We start from the raw sequence: 24,409 nt of genomic DNA, 5'->3' as shown, positions 1-24,409 counted from the left end.
TGAGGGCAAGGAAGTTCACGACGTCACAGCCACCTCGTGAGTGCACTCGCGTTGGCGTGCCGGTCCGGGAGCCTGGGCTCAGCTCGCGGTCGAGTCCTTGGTCAGCGCGTCCATGAAGAGGTCGACGAGCGGGCGGGCTTGCTCTTTGGTGCCGTGCTGCACGGAATAGGCGATGCCACCCATGAGGAGCAGGACATTGTCGGGGGCGACGTCCGTTCGCAGGCTTCCGTCTCGGGCGCCGGCCGCGAGGAGGGTGGCGACGGCGTCGGTAAGGAGTGCGCGGCTGTCCGAGTACGGATCGACGCCGGAGGCGATGACCGCGTTGAGGGCTTCGGACATCCCGCTCTTCGCCGTGGCGTAGTGGACGAAGTGATCCATCCACATCCGGGTGGCCTCGACGGCCGGGTGCTGGGCGACGAGGTCGTCCACCTTCTCGCACACCTGGGTGAGTTGGCGCCGGTAGGCGGCGTCGATGAGGACTTCCCGAGTCGGGAAGTGCCGGTAGAGCGTGCCGACACCGACGCCCGCCTGCTTGGCGATGGCGGCGGGCGCGGTGTCCAGCCCCTGCTCGGCGAAGGCCTGCGCGGCGACCTCCAGCAGGCGCTCCCGGTTCTGCAACGCGTCACTTCTGGTGCGGCGGGGCGTGGCGGGCATGCGGGTTCCTTCGGTGCCGGTCTCCAGTTGCTTTCCGGAATCCGTTCCGCTTAACTCTTAAGCGGAACAAGTTCCGGTATCACTCTACTTCAGGAGCCTCCCATGCCCGCCCCCTCCGACAAGGCCTCACGGCACTGGTTCGTCACCGGAGCCTCCGGTGGACTGGGCCGCCATCTCACCGAGCACGCCCTCCGGAGCGGCGACCGCGTCACGGCGACGGTCCGCCGCCCCGCAGCCCTGGAAGACCTGCGTGAGACGTACGGCGACCGGCTGACTGTCGAGATCCTCGACCTCACACGGCCGGCCGACGTGGACGAGGTGGTCGGCAGGACTCTCCGGTCCGGGCCGGTGGACATCGTGGTCAACAATGCCGGATACGCGGTCGTGGGCGCCGCCGAGGAAATGACCGTCGAGCAGATTCGCGACCAGATCGAGGTTCTCCTGCTCGCGCCGATGGTGATCACCCGGGCCTTCCTGCAACCGATGCGTGAGCAGGGCGGTGGCCGAATCATCCAGATCTCCAGCGTGGGCGGCCAGGTCGGCATCCCCACCCACAGCTCCTATCACGCGGGCAAGTGGGGGCTGGAGGGCTTCACCGAGAGCGTCAGCCGCGAGGTCTCCGACTTCGACATCCATCTCACTCTGGTCGAACCCGGCGCCACCCGCACCGGCTTCGCTTCGGCCCTGCAATACACGACCGAGACGACCGTCTACCGCGACAACGCCGTCGTCCAGACCCGGCGCTACCTGGAAACCGCGGACGAGAACGTCTTCACCGGCGACCCGGCCAAGCTCGCCGCCGCCATCTACGACACCACCCGCCACCCGAGCCCGCCCCTGCGCCTACCGCTCGGCTCCGACACCTACAGCGCGATCCACGCGACACTCACCGAACGTCTCACCGCGCTCGAAACCCAGAAGGACCTCGCTGAATCTGTCGCCTTCACCCACTGATCCGCCCCACCGGCACGACGCGTCACAAGATCTCGCCGCCCTTACGCCTCCCTTCAACTCCTGGACGTGGGAGCCGTCGACGGCTGCACGGGAGGAATCGAGGGCGTTCGCGCTGCCGAGTTCGGCGAGGAGGAACCCCGTACGGCCGGGGCCGTACACCTGCCTCGGTCCACTCGACCAGGCGGCGCCAGCGGGTCGTTCCCGACCCGGAGCCGAGTCCTGCGGCAGATGGTTCCAGGCGATCCCGGTGCACACACCAACAGGACGGTCCGGATGCCATGTGCGTCCCGGATGCCGCGTCCGACGCTCCACCCCCGCCCGTAACGCGCACGCCTGCTGGAGACGCTTCGGGGATACAGAGGTGACGGTCTCGTCACGCCCCAGTCGGCACACTGCGTCGGAGTGTCCCCCGGACACCGTGTTCCTGTCGCCACTGCCGGCTGTGGGAGGGGTTCCGTCCGATGCCAGCGCCGAAGGCTCTCGGGCTGCGGCCGAAGGTGTCGACGACGGTGCTCACAACCGCGAAGGGCCGGTCGGAGGAATCCGGTCCCGCCCGTACTCCGTCGCCGTCGTCCAACGCGGCGGTGACGGCAGGCCTGGTGAGCGGACGCGGCCCGGCGTCGGCCCCTCCCTTCCCGGGACGGCTCCCGCCTGCCGCACAGGACATGCTCGGCAACAGCGCCGTAGCGGCAGCCGGTCGCGGTGGGACCGGCGTGGCCCGTCCGGCCGGTGGCACTGCGGTCGTCGATACTCCCGCCGCCGGACCGGCCGTCGACACTCCGGCCGTTGGCGCTCCCGTCGTCGCCGAACCGACGGCACCGGACGCGGTGGAGGCGGCACCTGCGGCCGCTGCTTCCGGTGCCGCGTCGGACGTCACGGCGCGGCCCGGCCCGAACGCGGACCCGAAGTTCGCAAAGCTGAAGAAGGACGTGGGGCAGAAGAAGCGAGCACTGGCCGCCTCGCACCCGCCGCCGCGGGCCGAAGCGGGCGCGGCGCAGGACGCCGCCCTTCCGCCGAAGGACGACGCCAAGGCACAGGGCAAGACGGCCAACGCCGAGCAGATGAACGAGGCCCAGCCCAAGGAGTTCGACAAGGACGCGTTCATCAAGGCGGTCGAGAAGGCGATCGCCGACAAGGCGCCCAAGAACCTCGACGAGGCGGACAAGTTCGCCGACTCCGGCAAGGCCGACGAGATACGCGCGGAGGTGGACGGCAAGGTCGGCGAGGGCAAGTCGGACTCGGCGCGGCAGATCGCCACGACGACCGCCGCCCCGCCCGACACGTCCGCGGCTGTGCCCAAGAAGGTCGTACCGATGACCGCGGACCGGCCGCCCGGAACCCCGGGCGCCCCGGCGCCCGCGAACGCCGTGCCGGACAAGCTTCCGCCGTCGGCGACCGATCTGTCCGCCGGGCCCGCCGAGGTCAATCAGAGGATGGCGGACGCGCAGGTCACCGAAGCGCAGATGCAGAAGTCCAACGAGCCCACGTTCAAGAAGGCCGTGGGCGAGAAGAAGGCCGCCGAGCACCACTCCGAGGTGGCCCCTGGCCGGATGCGCGGGCACGAGAAGAAGGAACTCAACGCGGCCACCGCCCAGGCGAAGCGGCTCGGCACTGCCGCTATGGGCGCGATGGGCGCCCAGCGGGTGCTGACCGGGCAACGGGTCGACACGGGCAAGGGCGGCGCCAAGAGCCGGGACGAGGAGAAGAGGGCCCAGGTCACGACGCTCCTCCAGGGTGTCTTCGACAGGATGCAGAAGGACGTCCAGGGCACTCTGGACGGTCTCGACAAGCTGGTCGACGAACAGTTCGGCAGGGGTGAGAAGCAGGCGCGGGACGCGTTCACCGCCGAGCACAAACGGGGGATGGAGGAGTACAAGGACCGGCGGTATTCGGGTCCGGGGGGCAGCCTGCGCTGGGGGTGGGACCTGTTCGCAGGGCTGCCCGCAGAAGCCGACAAGATCTTCGAAAAGGCCCGCGACAACTACGTACGCCGGATGCGGCAGGTCATCTCCGACGTTGCCGACACCATCGGCGCGCAGCTGAATCGGGCCAAGAAGCGCATCGCGCAGGGCCGGACCGAGATGCGGGACGCGGTACAGAAGCTCCCGGCCGACCTGCGGTCCATCGGCCGGGAAGCGGCAGCCGAGTTCACCGACAAGTTCGACGAACTCACCCAGGCCGTGGACGACAAGGGCACCGAGCTGGTCGACACGCTGGCGACGAAGTACACCGATGCCCTCAAGTCGGTCGACGACGAGATCGCCGCGGAGAAGGAGAAGAACAAGGGGCTCGTGGCCAAGGCCGTGGACGCGGTGAAGGCCGTGATCAACACGATCATGGAGCTCAAGAACCTGCTCCTGTCGGTTCTGGCCAAGGCCGCACAGGCAGTGATGCTGATCCTGAAGGACCCGATCGGTTTCCTGCGCAACCTGGTGACCGCCGTCGGCGCGGGCCTCAAGCAGTTCCTGCGGAACATCGGCAGGCATCTGCAACAGGGCATCATGTCCTGGCTGTTGGGCAAGACGTCCGAGGCCGGCATCGAAATGCCCGCGAAGTTCGACACCCAGGGCATCGTGCAGATGCTGGCCTCTCTGCTCGGGCTGACCCCGCAGAGCATCCGTGCCCGGATCATCCGCAAGGTCCCGAAGATGGAACCGGCCATCAAGGCGGTGGAGGCGGGGGTGCCACTGTTCGCCGCGGTCAGCAAGCGGGGCGTCGCCGGCATGTGGGACGACCTCAAGAGCCGCGTCGGCGACATGAAGAAGGACCTGCTCGACAAGGTCATCGCGTATGTGACGCCCACGATCGTCGAGGCCGGGATCACGTGGGTGCTCTCGCTGCTCAACCCCGCGTCCGCGTTCGTACGCGCGGTGAAACTGATCATCGACATCGTCAAGTTCGTGGTCACCCAGGCACGTCAGATCTTCGACTTCGTCAACGCCGTCCTCGACGCGGTCATCGCGATCGCCCGGGGCGGCAGCGGCGGCGTACCGGCCCTGATCGAAAACGCCCTGGCCCGCGCCATCCCTGTCCTCCTCGGCTTCCTCGCCTCCCTCCTGGGCATCGGCGGTATCGCCGCCAAGGTCAAACAGATCGTCCAGGCCATGTCCAAGCCGGTGGGCCGGGCGGTGGACTGGGTGATCGAGAAGATCGTGGGGCTGGTGAAGAAGCTTTGGGCGAAGATCAAGTCTAAGTTCGACAAGAAGGAGCCCAAGAAGCGCCGGCCGGACCGCAAGCGCCCGGACAGGCGGAGGCGGCCGGACAAGCGGCACCGTCCCGACCCGCGCAGGCCGAAGCGGAAGGACGGCAAGGGCAAAGACGACAAGGACCCGGTCGTCGGCGACCTGTCGCTCAAGCAAAGCACGGACATGGCCGGCGAAGGCCACACGGTGTACGTAAAGGTCAAGCAGCGCAAGGTCCATGTCGAGATGGCCTCGCAGCGGCGGGAATGGATCGGTTCCCTCATCACCGCGGCGCTAGAAATGGAGAGAAATGGGCAGAAGCGATCCGATCTACTGAAGTTTCTCAACGGAATGGACACCCAGGTGAAGGCAATGGAGAAGATGGAGGCCAGCCGGCTGACGCAAGTCAAGAAGGACAAGATTGAGGCACAGCTGGTCGAAATCACCCGAGCTCTGAACATCCTCGGCCACACATTCGGGATGAAGAACCTCACCGACTTCACCAAGAGCAAGTTCACCGCCAAGGGCCAACTGCTGGACAAGTACCGCAACGGCGAGGCTATTCGCGCAACCTTCTACCCAGACTGGAACAACACCGCCAAGACGGAGAAGAACAGACAACTCAAGGAGCACATAAAGCGCCTGATTAACGAAAGAGCCAAATGGGATCCGAACAGCGCACATACGGGTTCGAACTGGTACATATGTCCCGGCACTCGCTCCCGCCCCCCGCACCTTGCCGACAAGTTGACCCGCACGGGTCTGCCCGCCATCGACCATGTCGTGGAAGTCTCCACTCAGTGGAACAGAGAAGGCCACAACACTCCACACCCACCACGAGAGACGTGGTACAACGACATCGCCAATCACGTGACGATGTGCACCAGCTGCAATAGCAGCAAGAGCGGTCCCGACTACGAGCTGGACGTGGGACCCGATTTCCGGGGACCGGGAGATCTGCCGTGACCGATCGTGTGGACAGCACCCCCGACACAGGGCCACTCAACTTCAAACTGTGGCTTCCTCGCTGGGACTCGCACCACGGCCGCCTACGCTGCCGCTTCCAGGCGAAAACCACGGGCCTGACCCAGCTCAACGAGGGGACTCCAGAGTGTATGACCCAGTTTCTCGCCGAGCTCGGACAGGCCGAAGCGAATAACATCACCTGGTCGAGCGCGCGGTACCGGACGACGTTCCTTTCCGACTTTCCCGACGCCGACTGCTGGGAGGACAGGCTGGCGATCACCTGGGCCGTTGAGATCGAAATCGACAGCGACGCCGATCCCGACGACGCCGGTACGCACGCCCCTGGCCCGCATGGCAGCCGCGCCTACGACACCACCTTCGAAGATGAGAGCGCGACCTGGGAGCGGAACCGCGACCGAGTGCTGGTCATCGGGGGCAGGCCGTACGGACCCATGATCGACCCAGCATCGCTTGTGTCCGCCGAAGGCGTCCTTTCGGTGGACACCGGCATCTTCGAGGGCATGGTCGCGCTTGACCTCGGGGTACTCGACCTTCCCGACGACGTAGCGCTTATCGACGGAGTGCTCGCACGATGCCGCGAACATGGCCTCTGTACGAACTGGAAGGAACCAGGCTACTGAAGGTGGCCACACCCACACCGAGCTTGGCGATGGTCGAGCTCAGTGAGCTCAGGGCTCACCTACCGGTGTGACTCTCCGGCCCCCGTGACACGCACATGGCCCGTGGCCGACCGGCGGTAGTGCGACCGGGATCGCGTGCATGGCCGCCTTGGCTACCGCCGCATTGCCCGTCTGGTCGTGTGCGGCCCCAGTCATCGGTGCCCCGTGAGCCAGTTGCTTCGCCTGAGCGCTGTGGGCCACCACGGCGTTGCTCATTGCCGTCGGGACCACGACCATGGGTGCCCGGGGCTGCGGGGCGATCCCGACGGTGGTGTTCTCACGAACCGTTGCCGGTGGTGTGGGCGCCACCAGCCGGTGCAGTGAGAGCGGCGGTTCAGTAGGCAGCATCCGTGTCACCCCTGGGATCCGTCGTCGAGCAGATGGGCGTGCGGGCCGAGTTCGGCCGGGCGGAGGAGGCGGGCCTCTCGTTGGAACTGGCGGGCCACGCCTCGTACGACATGGCGCATGCCGATCGTAGCGCTGTCGGCGTCCGCTGCCGCCAGTGCTGCGGTGCGGGCCGCCGCCGTGATGCCCGCGCCCGTCATGTCCAGCCGGGCCAGGATCTCCAGGTCCATGTCGGGGGCCAGCGGGGCCTGTTGAGGGAACGCCAGGCGCCACAGCCTGCTGCGTTCCGCCGCCGCCGGGCGGGGGAAGTGGACGACGAAGTGGAAGCGGCGGGTGAACGCCGGGTCGATGTTGTCCTTGAGATTGCTCGTCAGGATCACCAGGCCCTCGCTCGCCTCCAGGCGTTGCAGGAGGTAGCCGACCTCCAGGTTGGCGTAGCGGTCCGTGCCGTGCTTCACCTCTCCGCGCTTGCCGAACAGGGAGTCGGCCTCGTCGAAGAGCAGCACCGCGTGGCTCTCCTCCGCCTGCCGGAACGCCGCCTCCATGTTCTTCTCCGTCTCCCCCACCCACTTCGACACGACCTGGGCCAGGTCCACCTTCAGCAGTTCCAGGCCCAGCATGCCGGTGACGATCTCCGCGGACATCGTTTTGCCCGTCCCCGGCTCGCCCGTGAAGAGCGCCTTCACTCCGCCGTGTGCCGTGCGGTGGGCGAAGCCCCAGGTCTCGGCGATCCGGGGCCAGGCGCGGAACGCCGTGGCGATCTCCAGGATCTGGTTCAGCTGGGCGTCCGGCAGGACCAGGTCCTCGACGGTCCGCCGGGGCACGATCGACTGGACGCCGCTGCCGCTGCGCCCGCGCGTGACGGTGGCGATGGCGGGTTCGACGTGGTCGGAGACCGGTTCCGGGCGGCCGTTGCCGGCCAGGCGTGCCCCGGCGCCCGCGACCGACGCCACGGCGCGCAGTTCCCCGCCGCTCATCCGGTAGCGGGCGGCCAGGTCTTCCAGCAGGGGGCCGTCCAGGTCCGGTAGTGCGGCCGACCACATGGCTCGGCGGTCCCCCAACCCCGGTGTGGGCACGGTGAGTTCGGCGTACGCGCGGGCGGCGAGCAGACCTGCCGGGCGCCAGGGTTTGAGGCCGGTCAGGCACACCGGCGTGCGGGAACGGAGCAGCGCCGCCGACACCACCTCGGCCTGCCCTCCGTGCGGTTCGCCGTGCAGGTCGTCGGTGGGGATCCACAGCACCGCGTTCAGGGTGGCGGCCGTCCGGAGGTCCGCCCCGGGGTCCGCGGTCAGCCGCCGCAGCGGTGCTCCCGCTGCTCGGGCCAGTGCCTGTACGGCGTCGAGCTGGCCGTCCGGCGGGCATCCCCACAGTCCGGCGAGGTCGATGTCGCCGGAACCCAGCGCCCGGCCGAGGCGGGTGAGGTCGTCCGAGGACAGGTACGAGGAGAGCACACGGGGTTCCGGCTCCACGACCTCGCCGGGATCGTGGCCGAGCAGACCGACGTCGCCGCCCCAGCCGAGCAGGAACTCCAGTACACCGGGCCCGAGGACCAGTTCCTGGGAGAGCTCGACCGGGGCCTCGCCGTGGGCGCGCAGCAGGCCGTACCGGCGCAGTGGTCCGGTCGGTCCGAGGGCGCGGCGCCGGGCGAGCCGGGCCGCCGCGCCTCCAGGGCTCGCGGCACCCCCAGCGCCTTCCACATCTCCAGGGGCCGCCGCACGCCCAAGTCCTTGCGCACCCCCGAGGCCCGCCGCATCCCCGGGGCCTTCCACACCCCCAGAACCCTCTGCACCCCCAAGGCCTTCCGCGGCCCCAGAACCCTCCATGGTTCCGGGGCCCTCCACGTCTCCCGTACCCCCCGCGGTCTCTGCCCCCATCGCCCCCACCGTGACAAGCAGTTCCACGCTCGGCAGCCGCCGGTTCAGGTTGTCCACGATGTAGGCGTAGATGCGTTCGTATCCGCGGTCCAGTTCGGGCGCGGCGACCAGGAGCAGCGCGTCCTGGTCGGCGCGGGTCAGGCCGAACCTGGTGGCGAGCGCGTCCAGCGGCAGGGTGGCGCCCTCGGCGGACGCGCGTCGCCTGAGCAGGCGTTCGGCCTCCGGCTCGGGCCGCGCCGGTGCGTACGGTCCCGCCATGGCCCCGGTCAGGTCGTGCACCTCGTCGAGGAGCACGCCGACCTGTTCGTCCGTCACACAGTACGGCGTGAGGTCCGGCCGGGTGAGCCTCGCGGCGATCCGCGCCTGCCGCTCGACGGCGGCACGCAGCGCCCGGTGCAGGTCGGCCAGCCGGATCCGCAGGTGCTCGACCGCCGGCTCACCCACTCCCGTCACCCAACCCACTTGTTGTTTCACCCATGTCCGTCTCCCGCCCTACGCGGGACTTCCCCACGCACGTCACCCGCCTTTGGTCCACCCACGCACGTCACCCGCCCGAGAACGTCAAGGTCCGGCCGTCCAGCCACACCACGTCGGGAACGTCGGCGAGCAGTCCGCCGCGCAGCAGGTCGGCATGGCGCCGCCCCAGCGGGACACGTACACGGACGGCGTCGGACTCGAACCGGACGGTGGCCTCCAGGTCCGCGAAGCGGCTCAGGGACAGCAGCGGATGCAGTGTCTCGCGCCCTTGCCAGAGCGTCCAGGCGATCGTGGAGAGGCCCAGGGTCGCGGCCAGGGTGACGGTGTGTTCCAGGTCGCCGTCCTCCGCGAGCGGTACCGCTCTCCGTTCCACGGCCAGGGCGTTGACCAGGTCCGCAAGCCGTGCCGTATGGCCGGGCAGCTCCGCAGCGAGCCGTGGATCCGGTCGCCCCTCCCTCACTCCCTCCCTCACCCCCTCCCTCACTCCCTCCCCCGGTCCGTCCCCAGCCGTCCACAGCGGGGTGCGCCAGGGTAGGCGCGTCACCGGATCGCCGCGCAGCGGCCGTACGGCGGTCATGAACGGCACGCCCGCCGCCGCCAGTTCGCGTAGGGCTCCGGGTGGGAGCGGGCCGTCGCAGATCAGTACGGGGGGCCGTCCGCACGCCTGCCAGTGCGGCAGTAGTCGCGCGGTCTCCCCGGCCCAGGCGATCGGGAACATGCCCTGGGCGTCGACGAGGAGCAGCCCGTCGTCGACGCCGGTGATCAGGAGGGGGTCGGCGGGGTCGTGGCCCCGGCACACCGAGAGCGCCAGGACGCCGTCGAGGAGCGGGAGCGCGGGGCGTGCCTGCCGGGCGAAGTCGGTGAGCCGCTCCTCGGACACGGGCGGGTCTAGGCCGGCGAAGGCGGCCGCGGCTTCCCTGTCCTGCTCGGTGCGGCGCCAGCCTCGTGCGGTCGCACCCAGCACCTTGTACGCCAGAGCGGCCGCGAACAGCGGTGCCTCCTCGGCGAGTTCGATGCCCGCCAGAGCGGGTCCGATCGCGTCGAGGTACCCGATCCGCGCCAGCGGCCCGGCGAGCAGGAAAGGCAGCACCGAGCACACCCGGACCTCGCGAGCGGTGGTACGGGACCGGGACGCGGATGTGCCCTCGGCCGCAGGGGACGGGGGCTCAGAGGTCCGGCCCGGCCGGTCCGCGTGCCCCACCGCGTCGGGCAGGGACCCCGCGAGCCGCCCGACCTCCTCCCGGTCCGCCGATGCGGCGTAGTCCGTGAGGAAGCGGGTCAGGGCCGGTCCGGGCTGCGCGTCCCGCAGCTGCTCGGGCAGTTCCTCCGTCGTCCCGGACAGGAGGGCGCGACGGGCGAGTTCGGCGAGCAGCTGTCCGGCCGACGCGTCGTCGGCTCCGAGCAGGGCGAGCAGGTAGACGCGGAGCGAGTGGTCCGGGAGCAGGGCGAGGAGTGCGTCCAGTTCGTTGCGTTCGGCGAGTTCGGTGAAGAGCGCGGCGGTCGGTGGTGCCGACCACGGCGTCCGTTCCGGCGACAACTCCTCCTCGAACGACACCGGTTGTGCGGAGGAGGCGTCGGTGGGGAGTTCCGTCACCGACACCGGCGCTACATGGACCTCGAAAGGCATCTCGCCCCGTCCGGACCGACCGGGCCTGCCCGGACGGACGGTGACGGTCACCGGCTCGGTGATCTCCACGTCCGGGCCTTCGCCCACGAGGTGTTCCGCGAAGTGCTCCTCCAGCACCTCGGGGAGAGCGTCGACGACCTCGCGGACCAGACCGCGTGGATCGGGCCCCCAGCTCCACCCACCGCGCCGGACCACCGTCATCGTGCAGTGGTGCACCTCGATCTCCCCGGTGGTCCGGACGGTGGGCACGCTCATGCCACGTCCACCCGCTCCAGAAGGCCCGCCCAGCCCGCCACCAGCACGAGCACGCCGTACGCGGTGTCCCCGGCGAGGGTCACCGGCAGCTTCACGTAGTTCCGCCCGGCGGGGATCTCCCCGGCGAGAAGGTGGGTGACCTGGTTGTCGGCGATCAGTGCGATCACTCGGGTGGGGGCGGTCGCGGGGAGGGGCACGGTGACGGTGAGGTCGTCCGTCGTCGGCTGGAGACCGCCGGTCCACGACGGCAGGTGCAGCAACTTCGGCCTCGGCTTCTTGTCGGACCCGAACTCGACCGCGAAGGCCAACGGCTCGGCCAGCGCGCCCGGTTCGTCGTCCACGGTTGCCACGGCGAGGTCCCGCGCGTCGACCGGGAGGGTCGCCGTGCCGGCCGCGCCGAGGGAGACCCGCAACGGCAGTTCGGTGCCGACGAGTGCGGCCGCGTCGGTCGGAGCGCTCGCGCCGGTGAGGGCCAGCGCGCCCAGGACGTGGCCGGTGTCGACCGCGTACACCACGGAGAGCGCCATGGTCAGCCACCGCCGTTCGTCGCCGAGACCGCCGAGGCCGCCGAGACCGTCGCCACGACGAGGAAGTCGACCGCCCCGGGGCGCTCGACGACGTCACGCGGGCCGTTCAGCGGGTCGTACAGGCGTGCCCTGCTCCGTACCCGCAGGTCGTCGTCCACCGTGGCCTCCACGGGTATGTACAGCACCGACTCCCCCAGGACGGGCGGGGTGCGTGGAGTCAGGTGGACGTGTACGAGGACCCGGCCGTCGGCGACCTGCTGGGCCGTGATGCCCGCCGGAAGCGGCAGCAGCATGCCGTCGGTGGCCGTCCCCGATGTCACCAGGGTGCTGCCCGCCGGCATCGTGCCCTCGAAGCTGCCGGCGATCTTCAGGTTGCCGTTGGCCGCCATGGTCAGCAGCGGGTCGACCGTGCCGCCGCCCTGGTACAGGCCGAAGACCAGACTCGGCGAGTCGCCGCCGGACAGTACGACCGCGGGCTTGCCCTCCTCGGCCGCCTGGCCCGTGCGCAGGGTCAGGGCGCCCGACTGGGCCGAGACGATGTCCGCGCGCACTCCGGAGAACCGCACCGGAACCCCGCGCGCCACGGTCTCGACGCCACTGAAGTGCCCGTCCGCCCAGCGGACATAGCCCAGCAGGATGCGCCACAGAGCCGGCGGGGCGGCCAACTGGGCGCCGATCGCCGGTGGTTGCTGCTCGGCGACCGTCCGCTCGTCGCCGAGCCGCCCGAAGGAGATCTCGTACGAGTCCTCCACCCGCGTCCGTCCGCCGGTACCGCCGCACGAGTCCGGGCGCGCGGACGTGGCCGGTTCCCGGTCGGCCGCGGCGAGGAAGACCGGATAGGGCTCTGTCTCACTCGGATCCGCGCCGTTGACCTCTTCGAAGTCGCTCTCCCGCAGCACGACCGGATCGGTGAGGAGCACCTCGCGGCCGGTGCCGTCGACGGCGTACCCCGGCACCACCCGCACTTCGACGTACCGCGCGTTGGTCACCGGGTCGGTGCGCGGCTCGGTGGCGAGGGCGAGGCCTTCGGCGACACCCCACTCGTGCAAGTGGCGTGCGTGCCGGGAGGTTTGGCCGCGCGCGTAGTCGACCGTGGCCGACAGGTCCGCGGCGGCCAGCACCTGGCCCTCGTGGAACGCGGGCCGCATCGGTCCCGTCATGGCGTCTCACCGGGCTTCCGGGTACGGGACGACCGGGTTCGCTTCGCCGGGGGTTTGGCGGGGGCCTTCGCCGGAGGAGCCTTCGCCGGCTCGGCGGGCGGGGCGGGCTCGGCGGGCTGTCCTTCGCCGCTCCCTGATGCTTCGCCGCCCTCTGATGCTGCATCGGCCCCTGATGCTTCATCAGCCCCTGGTGCCTCTGCGCCACGCGGTGCGTCGCCGTCACCACCCGGCGCCCCTTCGAGCTCCTCCAGCCGGGACCCGAGCCGCTCCGGCAGCTGCTCCGCCACCTGGCTCATCTGATGCTGTGCGCTGCCCAGTTGCGCGCGCAGACCCTCCAACGCCGCGTTCAGGTCTGCCACTTGCGTCCGGAGCATGGCCAGTTCCTGCATGCTGTCGGTCACTTCGCTGGGGGTCGTGTAGACCTGCTCGTGCAGAGCCTTCGGCGGGGTCTCCCCCGGCGCCCGGGTGAGCAGCAGGGAGAGCATCTCCTCCAGGTCGCCGGTGCGCGGCCAGTCGCCGAGCAGCCCTTCGCCGTACGGCCGCGGCACGGGCCCCTCCGACGGGAGTTCCGGCTTCCGGTGGCGCGGCGGGCGCTTGCAGCACAGCCGTTCGGCCAGTTCCCGCAGCCGGTAGAGCTTGGGCAGCCACTCCCCGTACGCCGATCCGCCCGGCAGCACCTGTTCCCGGGTGGCGGAGCAGATCCGTACGACGTCGCAGTCCTTGAGCTCGACGTGCGCGAGCAGGACGTCGGTGTCGGTGGAGTCACCGCACGGCGGGTTCAGCGTCGCGCACGCCGCGTCGGTCACGAACCGGCGTACCGCCACGCCCAGTTTCGCGGCCGCCTCCGCGATCTGCTGGAGCTCGGCGATGGTCGCGCGCTCCACGCTGTCCGTCGGCGGGGGCGGCAGGAGCGGTGGTACGTCGATGGCGGCGACCTTCTTGCGCAGCGCGCAGTCGGTGAGGCCGGGGCTCTGCTCCAGGCGGCCGAGGAGCCACTCGCGGATCAGGCTCACGTCGGCGTGGAACTCGACGCGCAGGGCGTGGCTGAGCGGTGTGCCCTGGGCGATCAGGCGTACTTCCAGCGGTGCTTCTTCGTCCTCCCTGTCCATCGCGACCCGTGCCGCGGTCTCGGTGACCACCGCGCGGGCGATGGAGCGGCGCAGCGGATCCGGCCAGGTGGCTTCCTCGTCGATGCCGCGCAGCCGGTCGCACGCCCCGCTGAGCGTACGGCGGGCGACGTGGACCGACGTGAGGTCCGGGTACTGGTCCGTGAGCTGCTTCTGTCCGGCCGGGTCGTAGGTGTCGAACCGGGCGACGGCACTGGCCAGCGCGCGGACGTGCTCCGTCATCAAGCGGGCCGTGGCCGGTGGCAGTGCTCCCTCGCCGCCCCCGTTCTCGCTCAGCCAGGCGAGCCCGGCGGCGTACCGTTTGGCGTCGGCGGCGCCGAAACGGAAGGCGCGGCCCGTGCCGACGGACGCGGCGAACAATGCGTCGACGTAGTACCCGAGCCGCCGGTCACGGCTGCGGGCCCGGTCGGCGCGGCCCAAGTCGCCGAGTCCTGCGAGCAGTTGGGTGCCGGGGTTGTGGCGGTGGTCCTCGACGTCACCGCCTTTGACGAGGAACCGGAAGCCCTCCTGGACCCGGGAGGGGACGCAGCCCGGTGAGGGGCAGGGCTCCTCCGTGGCGTACGGCGCCACCGGGTCGACCGGGAGTTCCTCGTACCGCACGAAGAGGCCGTAACGGCGTACGCCGTCGTCGTCGCAGGGCTCCCCGCAGTCCACACCGCAGGCGCTGACGCGCTGCTCCTGCACCAGGGCCTGTACGTCGACCTGTTCGGCGCAGGACACCACGATGTCGTTGCCCGCCGGGTCGAAGGCGTGGCCGGGGTGCACCACCACGGTTCCGCCGCCGCAGGGATCGCAGCTGACGCCGAGTCCGCAGACCACTCCCGGACCGGACAGGGAGCGGTTGTGCAGTCTGTCCTTCGCCGCCATGTAGTCGACGAGCAGGCTGAGATCGTCCTCGGTCAGCAGTTGTCCCGCGAAGAAGCGAGGTCGTACGAAGGCGGAGGTACGGGTGGCGTCACCCCCGCAGCCGCATCCGCAGTCGGTTCGCATGATCAGCGCTCCTTCACGAAGAACCAGCTCTCGAAGACGTCCCCACCCACACCGGTGCCGGACGTCCAGGGGCCGATGCCGGACGGCGGGACGTCACAACCGCCGTGCCTGGCAACCCCTTCGGAATCAGTGGTGTCGGTGGTGTCGGCCGTATCGGCGGTGTGGGAGTCCGCGTCGATCAGCGGTACGCGTCCGCCGACATGGGTTCCGTCCACCGGGCGGCAGCAGCGGTCCAGGATGAACGCGGTCCGAACGGTGATCGTCAGACGGTCGCCGTCCTGGAGCGTCTCCCGCGTCGTCTGCCGGTACCGGAACTCCTGGGTGAACTCGCACGACTCGACGTCGGGTTCGGTGAACTCGCCGCGCATGTACGAGATGCCGGCGCTGTTGCCCCTGCCGCCCTCGATCACCTGGAGGTCGACCACGCCGGGCCGCAGCGAGTCGGTCCTGACGTCGTCGGAGAACCGCACCACCAGCCCGCCGTCCTCGTTCTGGGTGCCGAGCAGGGCCTTGGCCTCGTCGATGGTGTAGGTGTGCCCGTGGATCCAGTTCACACCGGTGATGACCGTGGGCACGTGCCGGCCGAAGGGGCGGCGGACGTTCATGTGGATCTGGTGTTCGCGCACCGGTTCGTGCAAGTCGGCGCAGTCGATCCTGGCCAGCCAGAGCACCTTGTGCTCGCACGGGGAACAACAGGTGTCGCAGCGTTCGTCCGCCGGGGGCTCGCACCCGGTGACGCGTACCGTGAAGCACTCCTCCGTCCAGCCGTACTCGCAGTCGGAGGTGTCCGCGCAGGCGTCGTTGTAGACGGCCCGGGTGGCTTCCACGGGCCGCTCGGCGTACTGGACGCCGACCCAGACCGTGTCCGTGTCCCGTTCGTCCGGGGGCAGTGCCTTCCACAGGTCGATCACGCAACCGCCCCGCACCACGACCTCGTTGCCGTCGCAGTCCACGGCGAGACCGGGCGTGATCCGCACCTTGGCCCGGTGCCGGGTGTGCTCCGTCTCGGTGCCGTCCTGCTCGGGGTGCCCCAACTCCTCGGCCTGTTCGGTCTGTTCGGCCGGCTCCGCCTGACGGCCCTCGTCGTGGTGGTGCCCCACCGGCTCCACGAACAGACCGCACACCACGCCGTACCCGAGCAGGGCGCGCATGCGCAGCTTCAACTTCTCGCGGTAGTACTCCTGTTCACGCTGGAAGTCCCTGGCCCCCAGCATCTGGCCGTGGAAGTACCGCAGCCTGCGCAGCGGCGGCGCGTCGAACTCCGCCGGGCGGTGCGCCCCTGTCTCCGTCATCACTGTCCTTTCACCACACTCGCGTATGCACACCGACGGCGGAGACGACTCCCACACCCACCCCTCGGCGCAACCCTCTGGGTCCTGGTCCGATCACCCCGTCGCGGCCCAGCCGCAGCGGGCGTTCGCCGCCCAGTACGGGCGGCGGAAGAGGTACGAACGCCGTGTCCACGCCGACGGTGGACCGGGAGCCGACCACGAAGCCCGCGGCACCCGTCCGTACCGAGCCCACCGTGTGCGCCGGTGCCTGCCGCTCCACGAGCCGCCGCAGCGCCTGCTCGCCCGCCGGTGCGGTGGGCAGAAGCACCCGGAACCGGTGCGCGTGCGCGGTGAGCGGGTCGGTGTCCGGTGCCCCGAACGCCCGCAGGGGCGCCGCTCCCAAAGCCGAGCCGCCGATCCGGAACCGGCTCGACGACCGGCTGAACAGCCGCACTTCGCCGACACCCAGCCCCTGTGACTTCTGGGGCTTCTGGGAATCCTGGGATTCCTGGGAGCCGACCGCTTCACGCATCGACGCCCACCTACGGTCCGTCGCCAGCTCGTCGATGACCGGGCTCACCCCGAACACGATCCTTACGGCCTCCCGCAGCGCCCACGGCGTGCCCCGGCGCCGGTACAGCTCCGGGGCCGCCGCAAGCAGCGCGCGCCGGGTCCCGGCGTCCCAGCCCGCCTCGAAGGACAGGCCCAGCAGTCCGGCCAGCCACGGCAGCACCCGGTCCGGGACGCCGGCCGGGTCGAGGAGGGCCGGGTACCGTTCGATCACCCGGTCGAGGTCGGCGAGCGAGGCGTCGAACAGGGACAGGAAGCGCTCGGTGAAGTCGTCGGCCGCTGGGTCCATGCGGTAGGCGGGCGGCAGGAGTTCGGCGCTGGTGGACCGGGGGAAGTCCAGGCGGATCCGGCGTACGACCGGAGTCGCGCCGCCGTCGCCCGACAACCGCAGTCGCAGCCGCAGGTAGCGGCCGGGCGGCTGGTCCACGAGGAAGTCGGTGACGCCGGGGGGCGAGAGCTGCCAGTCGGTCTCGTCGTAGTGGTCGTCCTCGGACACCACGATCTCGACCGAGACCGCGGTGCCGACCGGCACCTCGGCGTCCACGCGCACGCGGTGCCAGCGGCAGCGTGAGATGCCGCTGTCGATCAGGCCGGTGAGGAGGAGTCCGTCGGTCGCGTACGGCGTTGTCGCCGTCGGCGGGGTCTGCCTCGGCCCGCCCTGCCAGGTGTGGCAGGTGGTCACGGCGCCGTCCGGGCCGTCCTCCCGCAGACAGAACCCGTCCGCGTCCGCCGAGATCAGCGCGGACGGCGGCAGGGCCGCGGCGAGTTCGTCCACGGTGGCGACGTGGAAAGCGCCCTGTCCGCCGCCTCGGTAGATGCTCAGCCGACCGTCGTCATCGGTGAGCAGCCAGACCGTCCGGCCCTCCCCGGTACGCAGCCCGACGACCTCTCCCTGCGCGCCGGTGCGCAGCAGCCCGCGGAAGGCGCCCGTCGAGTCGAACCGACGCAGGTCGGTGTCGCCCGCGCAGGCCACGAGAATCTCGTCCCCGGGGGCGAGTGCGGCCCACCGGGGCTCGTCGGCACTGATCACACCGGCGAGTTGCTCTCCCTCACGGCGCCACACCAGGACCCGGTCGCCGTCCACCACGGCCAGCCGGTGTCCCCGCGCGGCGACGGAGACGGGCTCGCGCAGGAGGCCGGGGTCGCACGGGGGCGGCCATACGGCGGTCCAGGCACCCGAGCAGACATCGCGACGCAGGAGGCCCGGCCCGTCCGGGACGAGCAGGTACCAGGAGCACGGGCCGCACCCCGGCGCGAGGCGGGGATCGGGGAACCATGGCAGCAACTGCGCCCTCGTGGATCCGTCCGGGGAGGGACCGCTGTGGGCCAGCCGGAGGCCGACCTGGTCGTCGAACCCGACGATGTTCTCCAGCCCCGGCTCGCCGTCGGTGGGCTCCTCCCAGCCGACATGGGCGTCGAGGAGGCGGAAGGTGGCGGGGTGCTGGGTGCACGTCATGTCCGGTCTCCTACCGGGATCAGCAGCGGGCGCTCCGGCCAGACGAGGGTGTGGGGCGGGATCGCGTGGTCGGCGCAGGCCGGCTGCCGTATGCCGTCGACGACGAGCGAGAGCCCGGAGACGGCCAGGACACCGTCGGCCGCGAGGAGCCGCCGGAGCAGCGCCGTGTGCCGCAGTGCGCCGCCGAACGGCCAGCCCGCGCCGTTCTCGCCGCCGGTGAGCGGATCCAGGTAGGTGCGCACCGCGTCGCCCGCCCCGGTCAGGACGGTGGCCCGGTCGAGGTCCGGGTCGAGGGCGACCCACGCCTCCACGGCGACCCTCCGGTAGGACGCGGGGGCGGCGACCACCGTGACCCCGGCGGGGGCGACCTCGCGGGTCAGGAACTCGGTGACGGCCCGCAGGGTGGCGGCCGTGGGGACCGGTGGTTCGCCGGTGTCGTCGGCGGGCGGTACGACGAGGACTCCCACGACGCCGGGGATCGGCGCTCCGGCGAAATCGGGGTGCAGTCCTGGCACGCCCTGGGCGCGGGCCACCGAGGCACCGGGCGCGCGTACGGCGAGGAGGCCGTAGTCGGCCGGTGCCACGGCCCGGCCCCGGGCGCGCAGTTGGCCGACGCCCCGGCGCATCGCGTCCGCGTCGGGCTCGGCGTCCGTTCCTCCGGTGGCCGGGAAGGGGTTGTTGACGCCGGTGACGAACGGCAGCGCGGTCACCACCGAGTTGACGGCACCGGCGCGCACGGCACCAGCGCTGCCGCCGCCGACCCGGTAGCGGACGGCTCGTACGTTGCGGAACCCGGGCGGCACGGCCGTACCGTTGACGCCGTCCCCGAAGGTGACCTCGCCGGTGGCGTGGTCCACGGTGAACACCGGGTCGTCGGCGCCGTACGCGGCCAGGCTCTCCACCTCGCGCCAGCGGGAGGAGGTTCGGGACGTGGAGCCGGTCGTGGTGCCGAAGACGTCGCCGCCGGTGTCGTCGTCGACCTCGATGACGACGGACCCGGCCAGGATCGGGGTCTGACTGAGCGTCATCCGCCGCAGGCCGCTCGCCCCCGGAGTCTGGACCGGTTGCAGCGGCTCGTCCCTGATCGTGCGGGCGGCGGTGGCCGCGACCGTGTTCAGCCGCAGTCCGGACAGTACGGGCGCCGGGCCGCTGAAGGCGCCGTGCGCGATCTGTAGCCGCAGCCAACGCAGTTGGGGCCGTGGCCGGGAGCCGGGTGGGCTGCCCGGTTCCCACGAGCGCGGGACCCTGAGTTCGACGGTTCCGTCGGCGTTCAGCCCGCCCGTGGAGTCCCGTACCAGTTCGGCGGGTACGAGGCGGGTGCCGTCGAGGACGTCCCAGCGCAGCAGGGGCGCGGCGGGCAGCGGAAGGGGTGCCGTGCCGCCGGAGTCCGCGGGAGCGGGCACGGCGGCGACGACCACGAGGCCCAGCGAGAGGCGCGGGTAGGGGACGGCCGTTCCCGCGAGGCCGATCCACAGGCCGTTGCCGGGTTGTGGGTCGCGGCCGAACGGCGCGAACGGGCGGCCGGGGCCGGCCGGTCCGAGCGGCAGGTCCTCCAGCGTCCCCGCCTCCTGGACGGCGAGTGCGGCAAGGGTGGCCGGGGTGGCGTACAGGTCCTGGTCCGTCTCGTAGACGACCTGGCCCGCCGATGTCGAGGCGGCGCTCTGGAAGCCCGCGGGGATCAGCACGGAGGCGCCGTCCGGCGGGTTCACGGTGAACTCCAGGAGCGCTGCCGCCGCACTCGCTGGCCGCCTGCGCACTCCCGCCGTGGCCAGGTGCTCGGCCAGTACCTTCTCCGGCAGCCGGTTGACGCGGGAGAGCACGGGTTCGGCCAGGGTTCCGAAGAGGCGTACGAGCGCGACTCCGGCATCCTGGCGGTCGGGGTCGGTCCAGTCGGGGGTGTAGCCGGCGATCCGGCCGCGCACGTCGGTGCGTACGGCCTCACGGGTCGCCTCGACCAGTTCCGGCTGGACCCCGGACGGTCCGGTACCGGGGACGAGGTCGCCCTCGGTCCGCGAGTCCTTCTCCCACCACACGTCGCCGGTCATGCCAGCCCCTCCCCCGGTTCGACGGCGGGCACGATCCGGGTGCGGACCGACCGCAGCACGGGCAGTTCACCGGCGCGCAGTGGCACCTCGTCGCAGTCCTCGGCCGGTTCGGCCCCGTCGAGGCCGATCGCCACACCGGCGACGTCCGCGAGGTCTCCCAGGGCACGTTGGGCCGTACGCAGTACGGCGGACGGGCGCAGTGCCTCCTCGAACGGCCAGCCGTCCTGCTCCTCGCCGCCGACGAGCGGGTCGAGGAAGCGCCGCAGCGCGGACGTGACCACGGCGGACACGCGGGCCCGGTCGGCCGGGCCGCCCGACAGGTCGACGCGGAGGTTCACGTCGCGGTAACGGGGTCCGCGCACGAAGACCTCGGAGCTGAGCAGCCGGGCCTCGTCGAGACGCGCGGCGACCGCGCGCAGCATGCCCGGGTCGGGCCGTGGCGCGACGACGAAGTCCTCGCGGTCGAGGTCGGTCCGCTGCACCGACGGGACGATGTGGACGGTCACCGCGCCGGGCACCCGGTCGCACGCGAATCCGGCGTGCTCCCCGAGAGACGCGTAGGCGCGGGCGACGGCGACCCCCGGCGTCGTACGGGCCAGGGTGACGAAGTCGTCCGCGGTGACCGCCCGGGTCACCTCCCCCAGGGACGCGCCCGCGCGCTGCCGTGCGGCGGTGACCGTCTCGGGGTCCTGCCCGCCCTCGGCCCGTACGAGGTTGGCGGCCACGACCGTGCCGACGTCCGCCGGGGTGTCCGGGGCCACGACCCAGTTGTCGGTCAGGCCGCCGTTGCCCTCCCGGCCGCCGCCGAGCACGTAGTCGACGACGACGTCCGGGTCCGGCTTGGGAATGCGCCCGGTGAGTCCGTCGCCGAAGACGACAGCGCCCTCGGTCCGGTCGACCAGGTGGACCCGGTCGGTCGGCGCGCCGAAGGTGAAGTCAGGCACCGGCCGCCACTCCTCGCCCGCCAGGCGGACGGCCGCTTCGAGGAGCCGGCCGGCGGCGTCCGGCAGCACTAGGTGCTGGCCGGGGAGCTTGAGCCACGCCTCGATCTGCTCCGCCAGATCCGCACCCTGTGCCGTGAACCGTCGGCGGTGGCGGACGACGGAGACGTTGACGGCGAGCCGGCGGAGGCGGGGCGGTGCCGCGTAGGTCGCGGCCGGGGTCGACACCAGTACGCCGGTGTCCTGGGTGGTCCAGCCTGCGGGCGGGTGCAGCCGGACGACACCGGACCGCCTCAGCCCGGCCGTACCGTCCTCGACCTTCTCGAACGGACCCGAGAGGTCGGACCCAGGCCGAAACCAGGACCAGGTCAGCTCGGCGGGGGGCGGTACGTCGGCGACCGCGGTGGGCAGCCAGGACGCCACGGACGCGGCGGGGGCGTCCAGTTCGAAGAGAAGGCTGATCGGGCCTGGGGCGGGGTGCTCTCCGGTGAGCGGCAGGGTGAACCGGGCCTGGGCCGGCGCGCCGTCGTTCGCGAGAAGTACGACGCCCCGGCCGGCCCGCAGGTCCGCGGTGCGGTCGCGGTCGGTCCACACGGTGATCTCGGCGCTGTCGGCGAGCGGGAGGACGGCGACGTCGTCGTCGAGGGTGAAGACGACGCGCCCCAACTGGTCCCGGGTCAGCGCCGTTCCGGCGGGGACGAGCGGAACGGCCGTACCCGGCTGCCGGGCGGACAGCCGCAGCACGGTGGCAGCGGCGCGGGCGGGACGCGGCGGGTCGAGGCCGAGCAGCCGCAGGATGGCGACGACCAGGGCGTCCGGCACCTGGTCGAGCCAGTACAGCCGCTGTTCGAGGAGGTAGGCGAAGAGTTCGAGAAGGGTGACGCCCGGGTCGACGGGGGCGTGCAGTGTCCAGGCGCCGTCCGACTCGGCGGGGATGCGGCGGCGGACGGCCGCCATCATGTCGGCCCAGGTGAGGTCGTCCAGGCGGGGCGCGGGCATGGTCATGGCGTACTCCCCGCCGGACCGGTGAGACCGCTGAGTCCGACGTAGAACGGGAACACCAGATTGGCCTTGGTGTTGCTGCGCCGGACGCGGTAGACGACCGAGACGGTGACCCGTGACTCGTCGGCCGGGTCGGCCTCCGCGCGGACCTCGTCGAGTTCCACCCTGGGCTCGTGGGTGCGTACCGCCTCGGCGATCGAGTTCTCCAGGTCGCGCAGGTTCTGCACACTGCCGGGGGCGAACACCAACTCCGGTGCGCGGGTGCCGAGTTCGGGCTGCATCACGCGCTCGCCTCGGCCGGTGAGCAGCAGTGCCCGCAGACAGTGCTCGATGCTCTCCTCGCCGACGGCGTAGCCGAGCCGCCCGGCCTCGTCGGGCAGGATCGGGAACCGCCAGCCCGTGCCGAGGAACTCCTCGCTCATGCCGTCCTCGCCTTCTTGGCCAGGACGGCTGCCGTGAGCGGCACGACCGGAATGCCGGTCGGCCCGGCCGAAGACGGGTGGGTGTGCGCGTTGAACGCCTGGAGCAGCGCGTTGCCGAGGACGAGGGGTTCGGTGGCGCCGGCGCCGAGTTCGATGGAGGAGGAGTCGACGGTCACCTTCGGCGCCTTGAGGGTGATCTCCCCCTGCGCGGACACGGTCACGCTGCCGCCCTCGGCGGCGGTGATCCGGATCTCCTTGCCCTGGTCGTCGAGTTCCACCACGTGTCCGGCGGCCGAGGTGATGCGTACGGCGGCCTGGGAGGCGTTGTCGTCGAAGAGGACCTGGTGGCCGTGCTTCGTGCGGATGACCTTCTGGTCGCGCCCTTCGGTGCGGGCGGTCGGCGGCTTGTCCTGGCCGTTGTAGAGACCGCCCAGGACGACGGGGAACCGCATGTCCCCGTGGACGAAGGCGACGAGCACCTCGTCGTCCTTCTCGGGGACGAACAGGGAGCCGTAGCCGTTGCCCGCGTACAGCTGGCTCACCCGGCACCAGTCGGTGACCGTGGTGCCGTCGAACCACGGGAACGTCAGCTTGACCCGGCCCTCGTCGTCGCCGTCGACCTCCGCGACGAGCGCTTCGACGACGCCGTAGAACCGTTTGTCGGTGCTGCGGGCCCGTGGCGCAGTCCTGGTCGTCACTTGTCCCCCTGGTGGATCCGCCGGCCGGTGAACTGGGTGAAGAAACCACTGGTGTTGAGGGTGTGCTCGACCCGTTTGACGAAGTAGGTGCCGGAGAAGCGGCGTCCGAGGCCGTAGATCTCCAGGTTGTCGCCGGGCCGCAGTTCGGGCAGCCCCGCCACCTTGCCGGTCGCGGTGATGAACTCGTAGGCGCGCTCACGCAGCAGGCTGATCGCCAGTTCGCGGGCCTCCTGGTCGCTGGTGACCGGCGCGTCGACCATGACCTCCTGGCGGCCCTGCGCCGCGGACTCGGCGGCCTGCGGCCCGCTCTGGCCGTCGGCCGTGTTCTGTCCGGCCGGGAGGTTCTCGGCGGTCGCGGTGAACGCGATCGGCTGCTTCGTGCGGGGATCCCAGCCCCGTACCGTCACCTTGCTGACCTGCTGGGAGACCGTGAGTGTCGGGGTGAACTCCATCAGGTTGGGGATCAGTCCGACGGGCTGGTCGGTGGGCCCGGTGGACAGCCCGGGAGCGTAGGCCAGCCGGTACACCCGGATCGGGCGGCCGTCCCGGCCGTCGGTGGGTTTGATGAAGTACAGCGTGTCCTCGCCGGTGACCGGGTCCGGCAGCAGGAAGCAGTCGAAGTCGAGCCGCTTGGCGCGTTCCAGCAGGAAGCTCGCGTCGTCCTGGTTCTTCTGCACCACCCGGTCGTGGACCGGACCCTCCTCGGTGACCACGATCCGCAGATGGTTGCGCTGGGCTATCTGCTGGGCGATCTCCCAGTCCCGCTTGTTGAGGTAGATCTTGGTCTCGTTCTCGGTGGGCTTGCGGTCCTTCAGCCTCAGCAGCCCGTCGACCCCGCTGACCGAGACGGTCGGTGACGAGCCGTCGGTGAACTTCGGGCTGAGCGTGGAGATGGTCCCGGTGGCGACGGTGAGCAGCTGGTCGGCGTAGCCGAGGCGGACCGAGACCCGGCAGCCGAGCTGGAAACTCGGCGAGTCGCTGTGCTTGAACCTCAGGTTGGCGTCGTCCCAGTTGTTCAGGGTGAGGTCGAAGCCGGACATCTCTTCGATGTCCCGGTTCACCTTGATGTCGATGATGTCGTTCTTGGTGGACGGGTCCATCTCCAGTCCCTCGATGCGCACCTCGAACTCGGGCGCGTACCGGTCGGGAGAGGCGACCTCGGGTGTGGGAGAGCTCATCGCGCGCT

Annotated in this window: 16 protein-coding genes; 3 read left to right on the top strand and 13 right to left on the bottom strand. The window is 71.1% G+C overall.

The window, feature by feature from the left end; translation table 11 throughout:
• Nucleotides 1-78 precede the first annotated feature (78 nt).
• Nucleotides 79-654, bottom strand: coding sequence for a TetR/AcrR family transcriptional regulator (locus tag OG787_RS50860; RefSeq protein ID WP_405540267.1), 576 nt, complete (start codon nt 652-654; stop codon nt 79-81).
• A gap of 102 nt (nt 655-756) precedes the next feature.
• On the opposite strand from OG787_RS50860, the gene OG787_RS50855 reads away from it, so the two are divergent.
• The 3 genes from OG787_RS50855 to OG787_RS50845 all read left to right on the top strand — a co-directional run bounded on the left by OG787_RS50855 (nt 757) and on the right by OG787_RS50845 (nt 6,397).
• Nucleotides 757-1,608, top strand: a complete 852-nt coding sequence (locus tag OG787_RS50855; protein WP_405540265.1) for an SDR family oxidoreductase — start codon at nt 757-759, stop codon at nt 1,606-1,608.
• Nucleotides 1,609-2,069: 461 nt separating this feature from the next.
• Nucleotides 2,070-5,756 carry an HPC2 multi-domain protein gene (locus OG787_RS50850; RefSeq protein ID WP_405540264.1) on the top strand — a complete coding sequence of 1,229 codons (3,687 nt, stop codon included), beginning with the start codon at nt 2,070-2,072 and terminating at the stop codon, nt 5,754-5,756.
• Nucleotides 5,757-5,905: 149 nt separating this feature from the next.
• Nucleotides 5,906-6,397, top strand: a complete 492-nt coding sequence (locus OG787_RS50845) for a hypothetical protein (protein ID WP_405540262.1) — start codon at nt 5,906-5,908, stop codon at nt 6,395-6,397.
• A 392-nt stretch (nt 6,398-6,789) separates the two neighbouring features.
• Here the strand turns inward: OG787_RS50845 and OG787_RS50840 are convergent, their stop codons facing one another.
• The 12 genes from OG787_RS50840 to OG787_RS50785 all read right to left on the bottom strand — a co-directional run bounded on the left by OG787_RS50840 (nt 6,790) and on the right by OG787_RS50785 (nt 24,401).
• On the bottom strand, nt 6,790-9,099 hold the full coding sequence (locus tag OG787_RS50840; RefSeq protein WP_405540260.1) for an ATP-binding protein: 2,310 nt from the start codon (nt 9,097-9,099) through the stop codon (nt 6,790-6,792).
• 100 nt (nt 9,100-9,199) lie between these two features.
• On the bottom strand, nt 9,200-11,014 hold the full coding sequence (locus OG787_RS50835) for a hypothetical protein (protein ID WP_405540259.1): 1,815 nt from the start codon (nt 11,012-11,014) through the stop codon (nt 9,200-9,202).
• Nucleotides 11,011-11,541: a hypothetical protein gene (locus OG787_RS50830; protein ID WP_405540257.1), complete on the bottom strand. Its 531-nt coding sequence runs from the start codon at nt 11,539-11,541 to the stop codon at nt 11,011-11,013. Before OG787_RS50830 ends, OG787_RS50835 begins: the two co-directional genes overlap by 4 nt.
• Before the next feature lie 2 nt (nt 11,542-11,543).
• Nucleotides 11,544-12,701 carry a hypothetical protein gene (locus OG787_RS50825; RefSeq protein WP_405540256.1) on the bottom strand — a complete coding sequence of 386 codons (1,158 nt, stop codon included), beginning with the start codon at nt 12,699-12,701 and terminating at the stop codon, nt 11,544-11,546.
• Entirely contained in the window at nt 12,698-14,818 is a 2,121-nt protein-coding gene (locus tag OG787_RS50820) for a hypothetical protein (RefSeq protein ID WP_405540255.1), read from the bottom strand. Before OG787_RS50820 ends, OG787_RS50825 begins: the two co-directional genes overlap by 4 nt.
• 2 nt (nt 14,819-14,820) lie before the next feature.
• Nucleotides 14,821-16,110: a hypothetical protein gene (locus OG787_RS50815; protein WP_405540254.1), complete on the bottom strand. Its 1,290-nt coding sequence runs from the start codon at nt 16,108-16,110 to the stop codon at nt 14,821-14,823.
• A gap of 10 nt (nt 16,111-16,120) precedes the next feature.
• Complete coding sequence (locus tag OG787_RS50810) at nt 16,121-18,115, bottom strand: phage tail protein (RefSeq protein ID WP_405540253.1); 1,995 nt, start codon at nt 18,113-18,115, stop codon at nt 16,121-16,123.
• Entirely contained in the window at nt 18,112-20,160 is a 2,049-nt protein-coding gene (locus OG787_RS50805; protein WP_405540252.1) for a putative baseplate assembly protein, read from the bottom strand. The genes OG787_RS50810 and OG787_RS50805 overlap by 4 nt, the downstream gene beginning before the upstream one ends.
• Nucleotides 20,157-22,106, bottom strand: a complete 1,950-nt coding sequence (locus OG787_RS50800) for a baseplate J/gp47 family protein (protein WP_405540251.1) — start codon at nt 22,104-22,106, stop codon at nt 20,157-20,159. The genes OG787_RS50805 and OG787_RS50800 overlap by 4 nt, the downstream gene beginning before the upstream one ends.
• Entirely contained in the window at nt 22,103-22,525 is a 423-nt protein-coding gene (locus OG787_RS50795; protein ID WP_389346607.1) for a GPW/gp25 family protein, read from the bottom strand. The genes OG787_RS50800 and OG787_RS50795 overlap by 4 nt, the downstream gene beginning before the upstream one ends.
• A complete protein-coding gene (locus tag OG787_RS50790; RefSeq protein WP_405540250.1) occupies nt 22,522-23,223 on the bottom strand; it encodes a phage baseplate assembly protein V in 702 nt (233 codons plus the stop codon). Before OG787_RS50790 ends, OG787_RS50795 begins: the two co-directional genes overlap by 4 nt.
• On the bottom strand, nt 23,220-24,401 hold the full coding sequence (locus OG787_RS50785; RefSeq protein WP_369035231.1) for a phage late control D family protein: 1,182 nt from the start codon (nt 24,399-24,401) through the stop codon (nt 23,220-23,222). Before OG787_RS50785 ends, OG787_RS50790 begins: the two co-directional genes overlap by 4 nt.
• Nucleotides 24,402-24,409: the final 8 nt, after the last annotated feature.

The organism is Streptomyces sp. NBC_00075 (genome assembly GCF_045041225.1).
Classification (GTDB): domain Bacteria; phylum Actinomycetota; class Actinomycetes; order Streptomycetales; family Streptomycetaceae; genus Streptomyces; species Streptomyces adonidis.
Note: the sequence above shows the minus strand (reverse complement) of the source record. Positions and strands in the feature narration are given on the sequence as shown.

Excerpts from the sequence above, each read along its gene's own strand:
- OG787_RS50860 (WP_405540267.1), bottom strand. The coding sequence starts at position 654 with ATGCCCGCCACGCCCCGCCGCACCAGAAGTGACGCGTTGCAGAACCGG.
- OG787_RS50855 (WP_405540265.1), top strand. The coding sequence starts at position 757 with ATGCCCGCCCCCTCCGACAAGGCCTCACGGCACTGGTTCGTCACCGGA.
- OG787_RS50850 (WP_405540264.1), top strand. The coding sequence starts at position 2,070 with ATGCCAGCGCCGAAGGCTCTCGGGCTGCGGCCGAAGGTGTCGACGACG.
- OG787_RS50845 (WP_405540262.1), top strand. The coding sequence starts at position 5,906 with ATGACCCAGTTTCTCGCCGAGCTCGGACAGGCCGAAGCGAATAACATC.
- OG787_RS50835 (WP_405540259.1), bottom strand. The coding sequence starts at position 11,014 with ATGAGCGTGCCCACCGTCCGGACCACCGGGGAGATCGAGGTGCACCAC.
- OG787_RS50830 (WP_405540257.1), bottom strand. The coding sequence starts at position 11,541 with ATGGCGCTCTCCGTGGTGTACGCGGTCGACACCGGCCACGTCCTGGGC.
- OG787_RS50825 (WP_405540256.1), bottom strand. The coding sequence starts at position 12,701 with ATGACGGGACCGATGCGGCCCGCGTTCCACGAGGGCCAGGTGCTGGCC.
- OG787_RS50820 (WP_405540255.1), bottom strand. The coding sequence starts at position 14,818 with ATGCGAACCGACTGCGGATGCGGCTGCGGGGGTGACGCCACCCGTACC.
- OG787_RS50815 (WP_405540254.1), bottom strand. The coding sequence starts at position 16,110 with ATGACGGAGACAGGGGCGCACCGCCCGGCGGAGTTCGACGCGCCGCCG.
- OG787_RS50810 (WP_405540253.1), bottom strand. The coding sequence starts at position 18,115 with ATGACGTGCACCCAGCACCCCGCCACCTTCCGCCTCCTCGACGCCCAT.
- OG787_RS50805 (WP_405540252.1), bottom strand. The coding sequence starts at position 20,160 with ATGACCGGCGACGTGTGGTGGGAGAAGGACTCGCGGACCGAGGGCGAC.
- OG787_RS50800 (WP_405540251.1), bottom strand. The coding sequence starts at position 22,106 with ATGACCATGCCCGCGCCCCGCCTGGACGACCTCACCTGGGCCGACATG.
- OG787_RS50795 (WP_389346607.1), bottom strand. The coding sequence starts at position 22,525 with ATGAGCGAGGAGTTCCTCGGCACGGGCTGGCGGTTCCCGATCCTGCCC.
- OG787_RS50785 (WP_369035231.1), bottom strand. The coding sequence starts at position 24,401 with ATGAGCTCTCCCACACCCGAGGTCGCCTCTCCCGACCGGTACGCGCCC.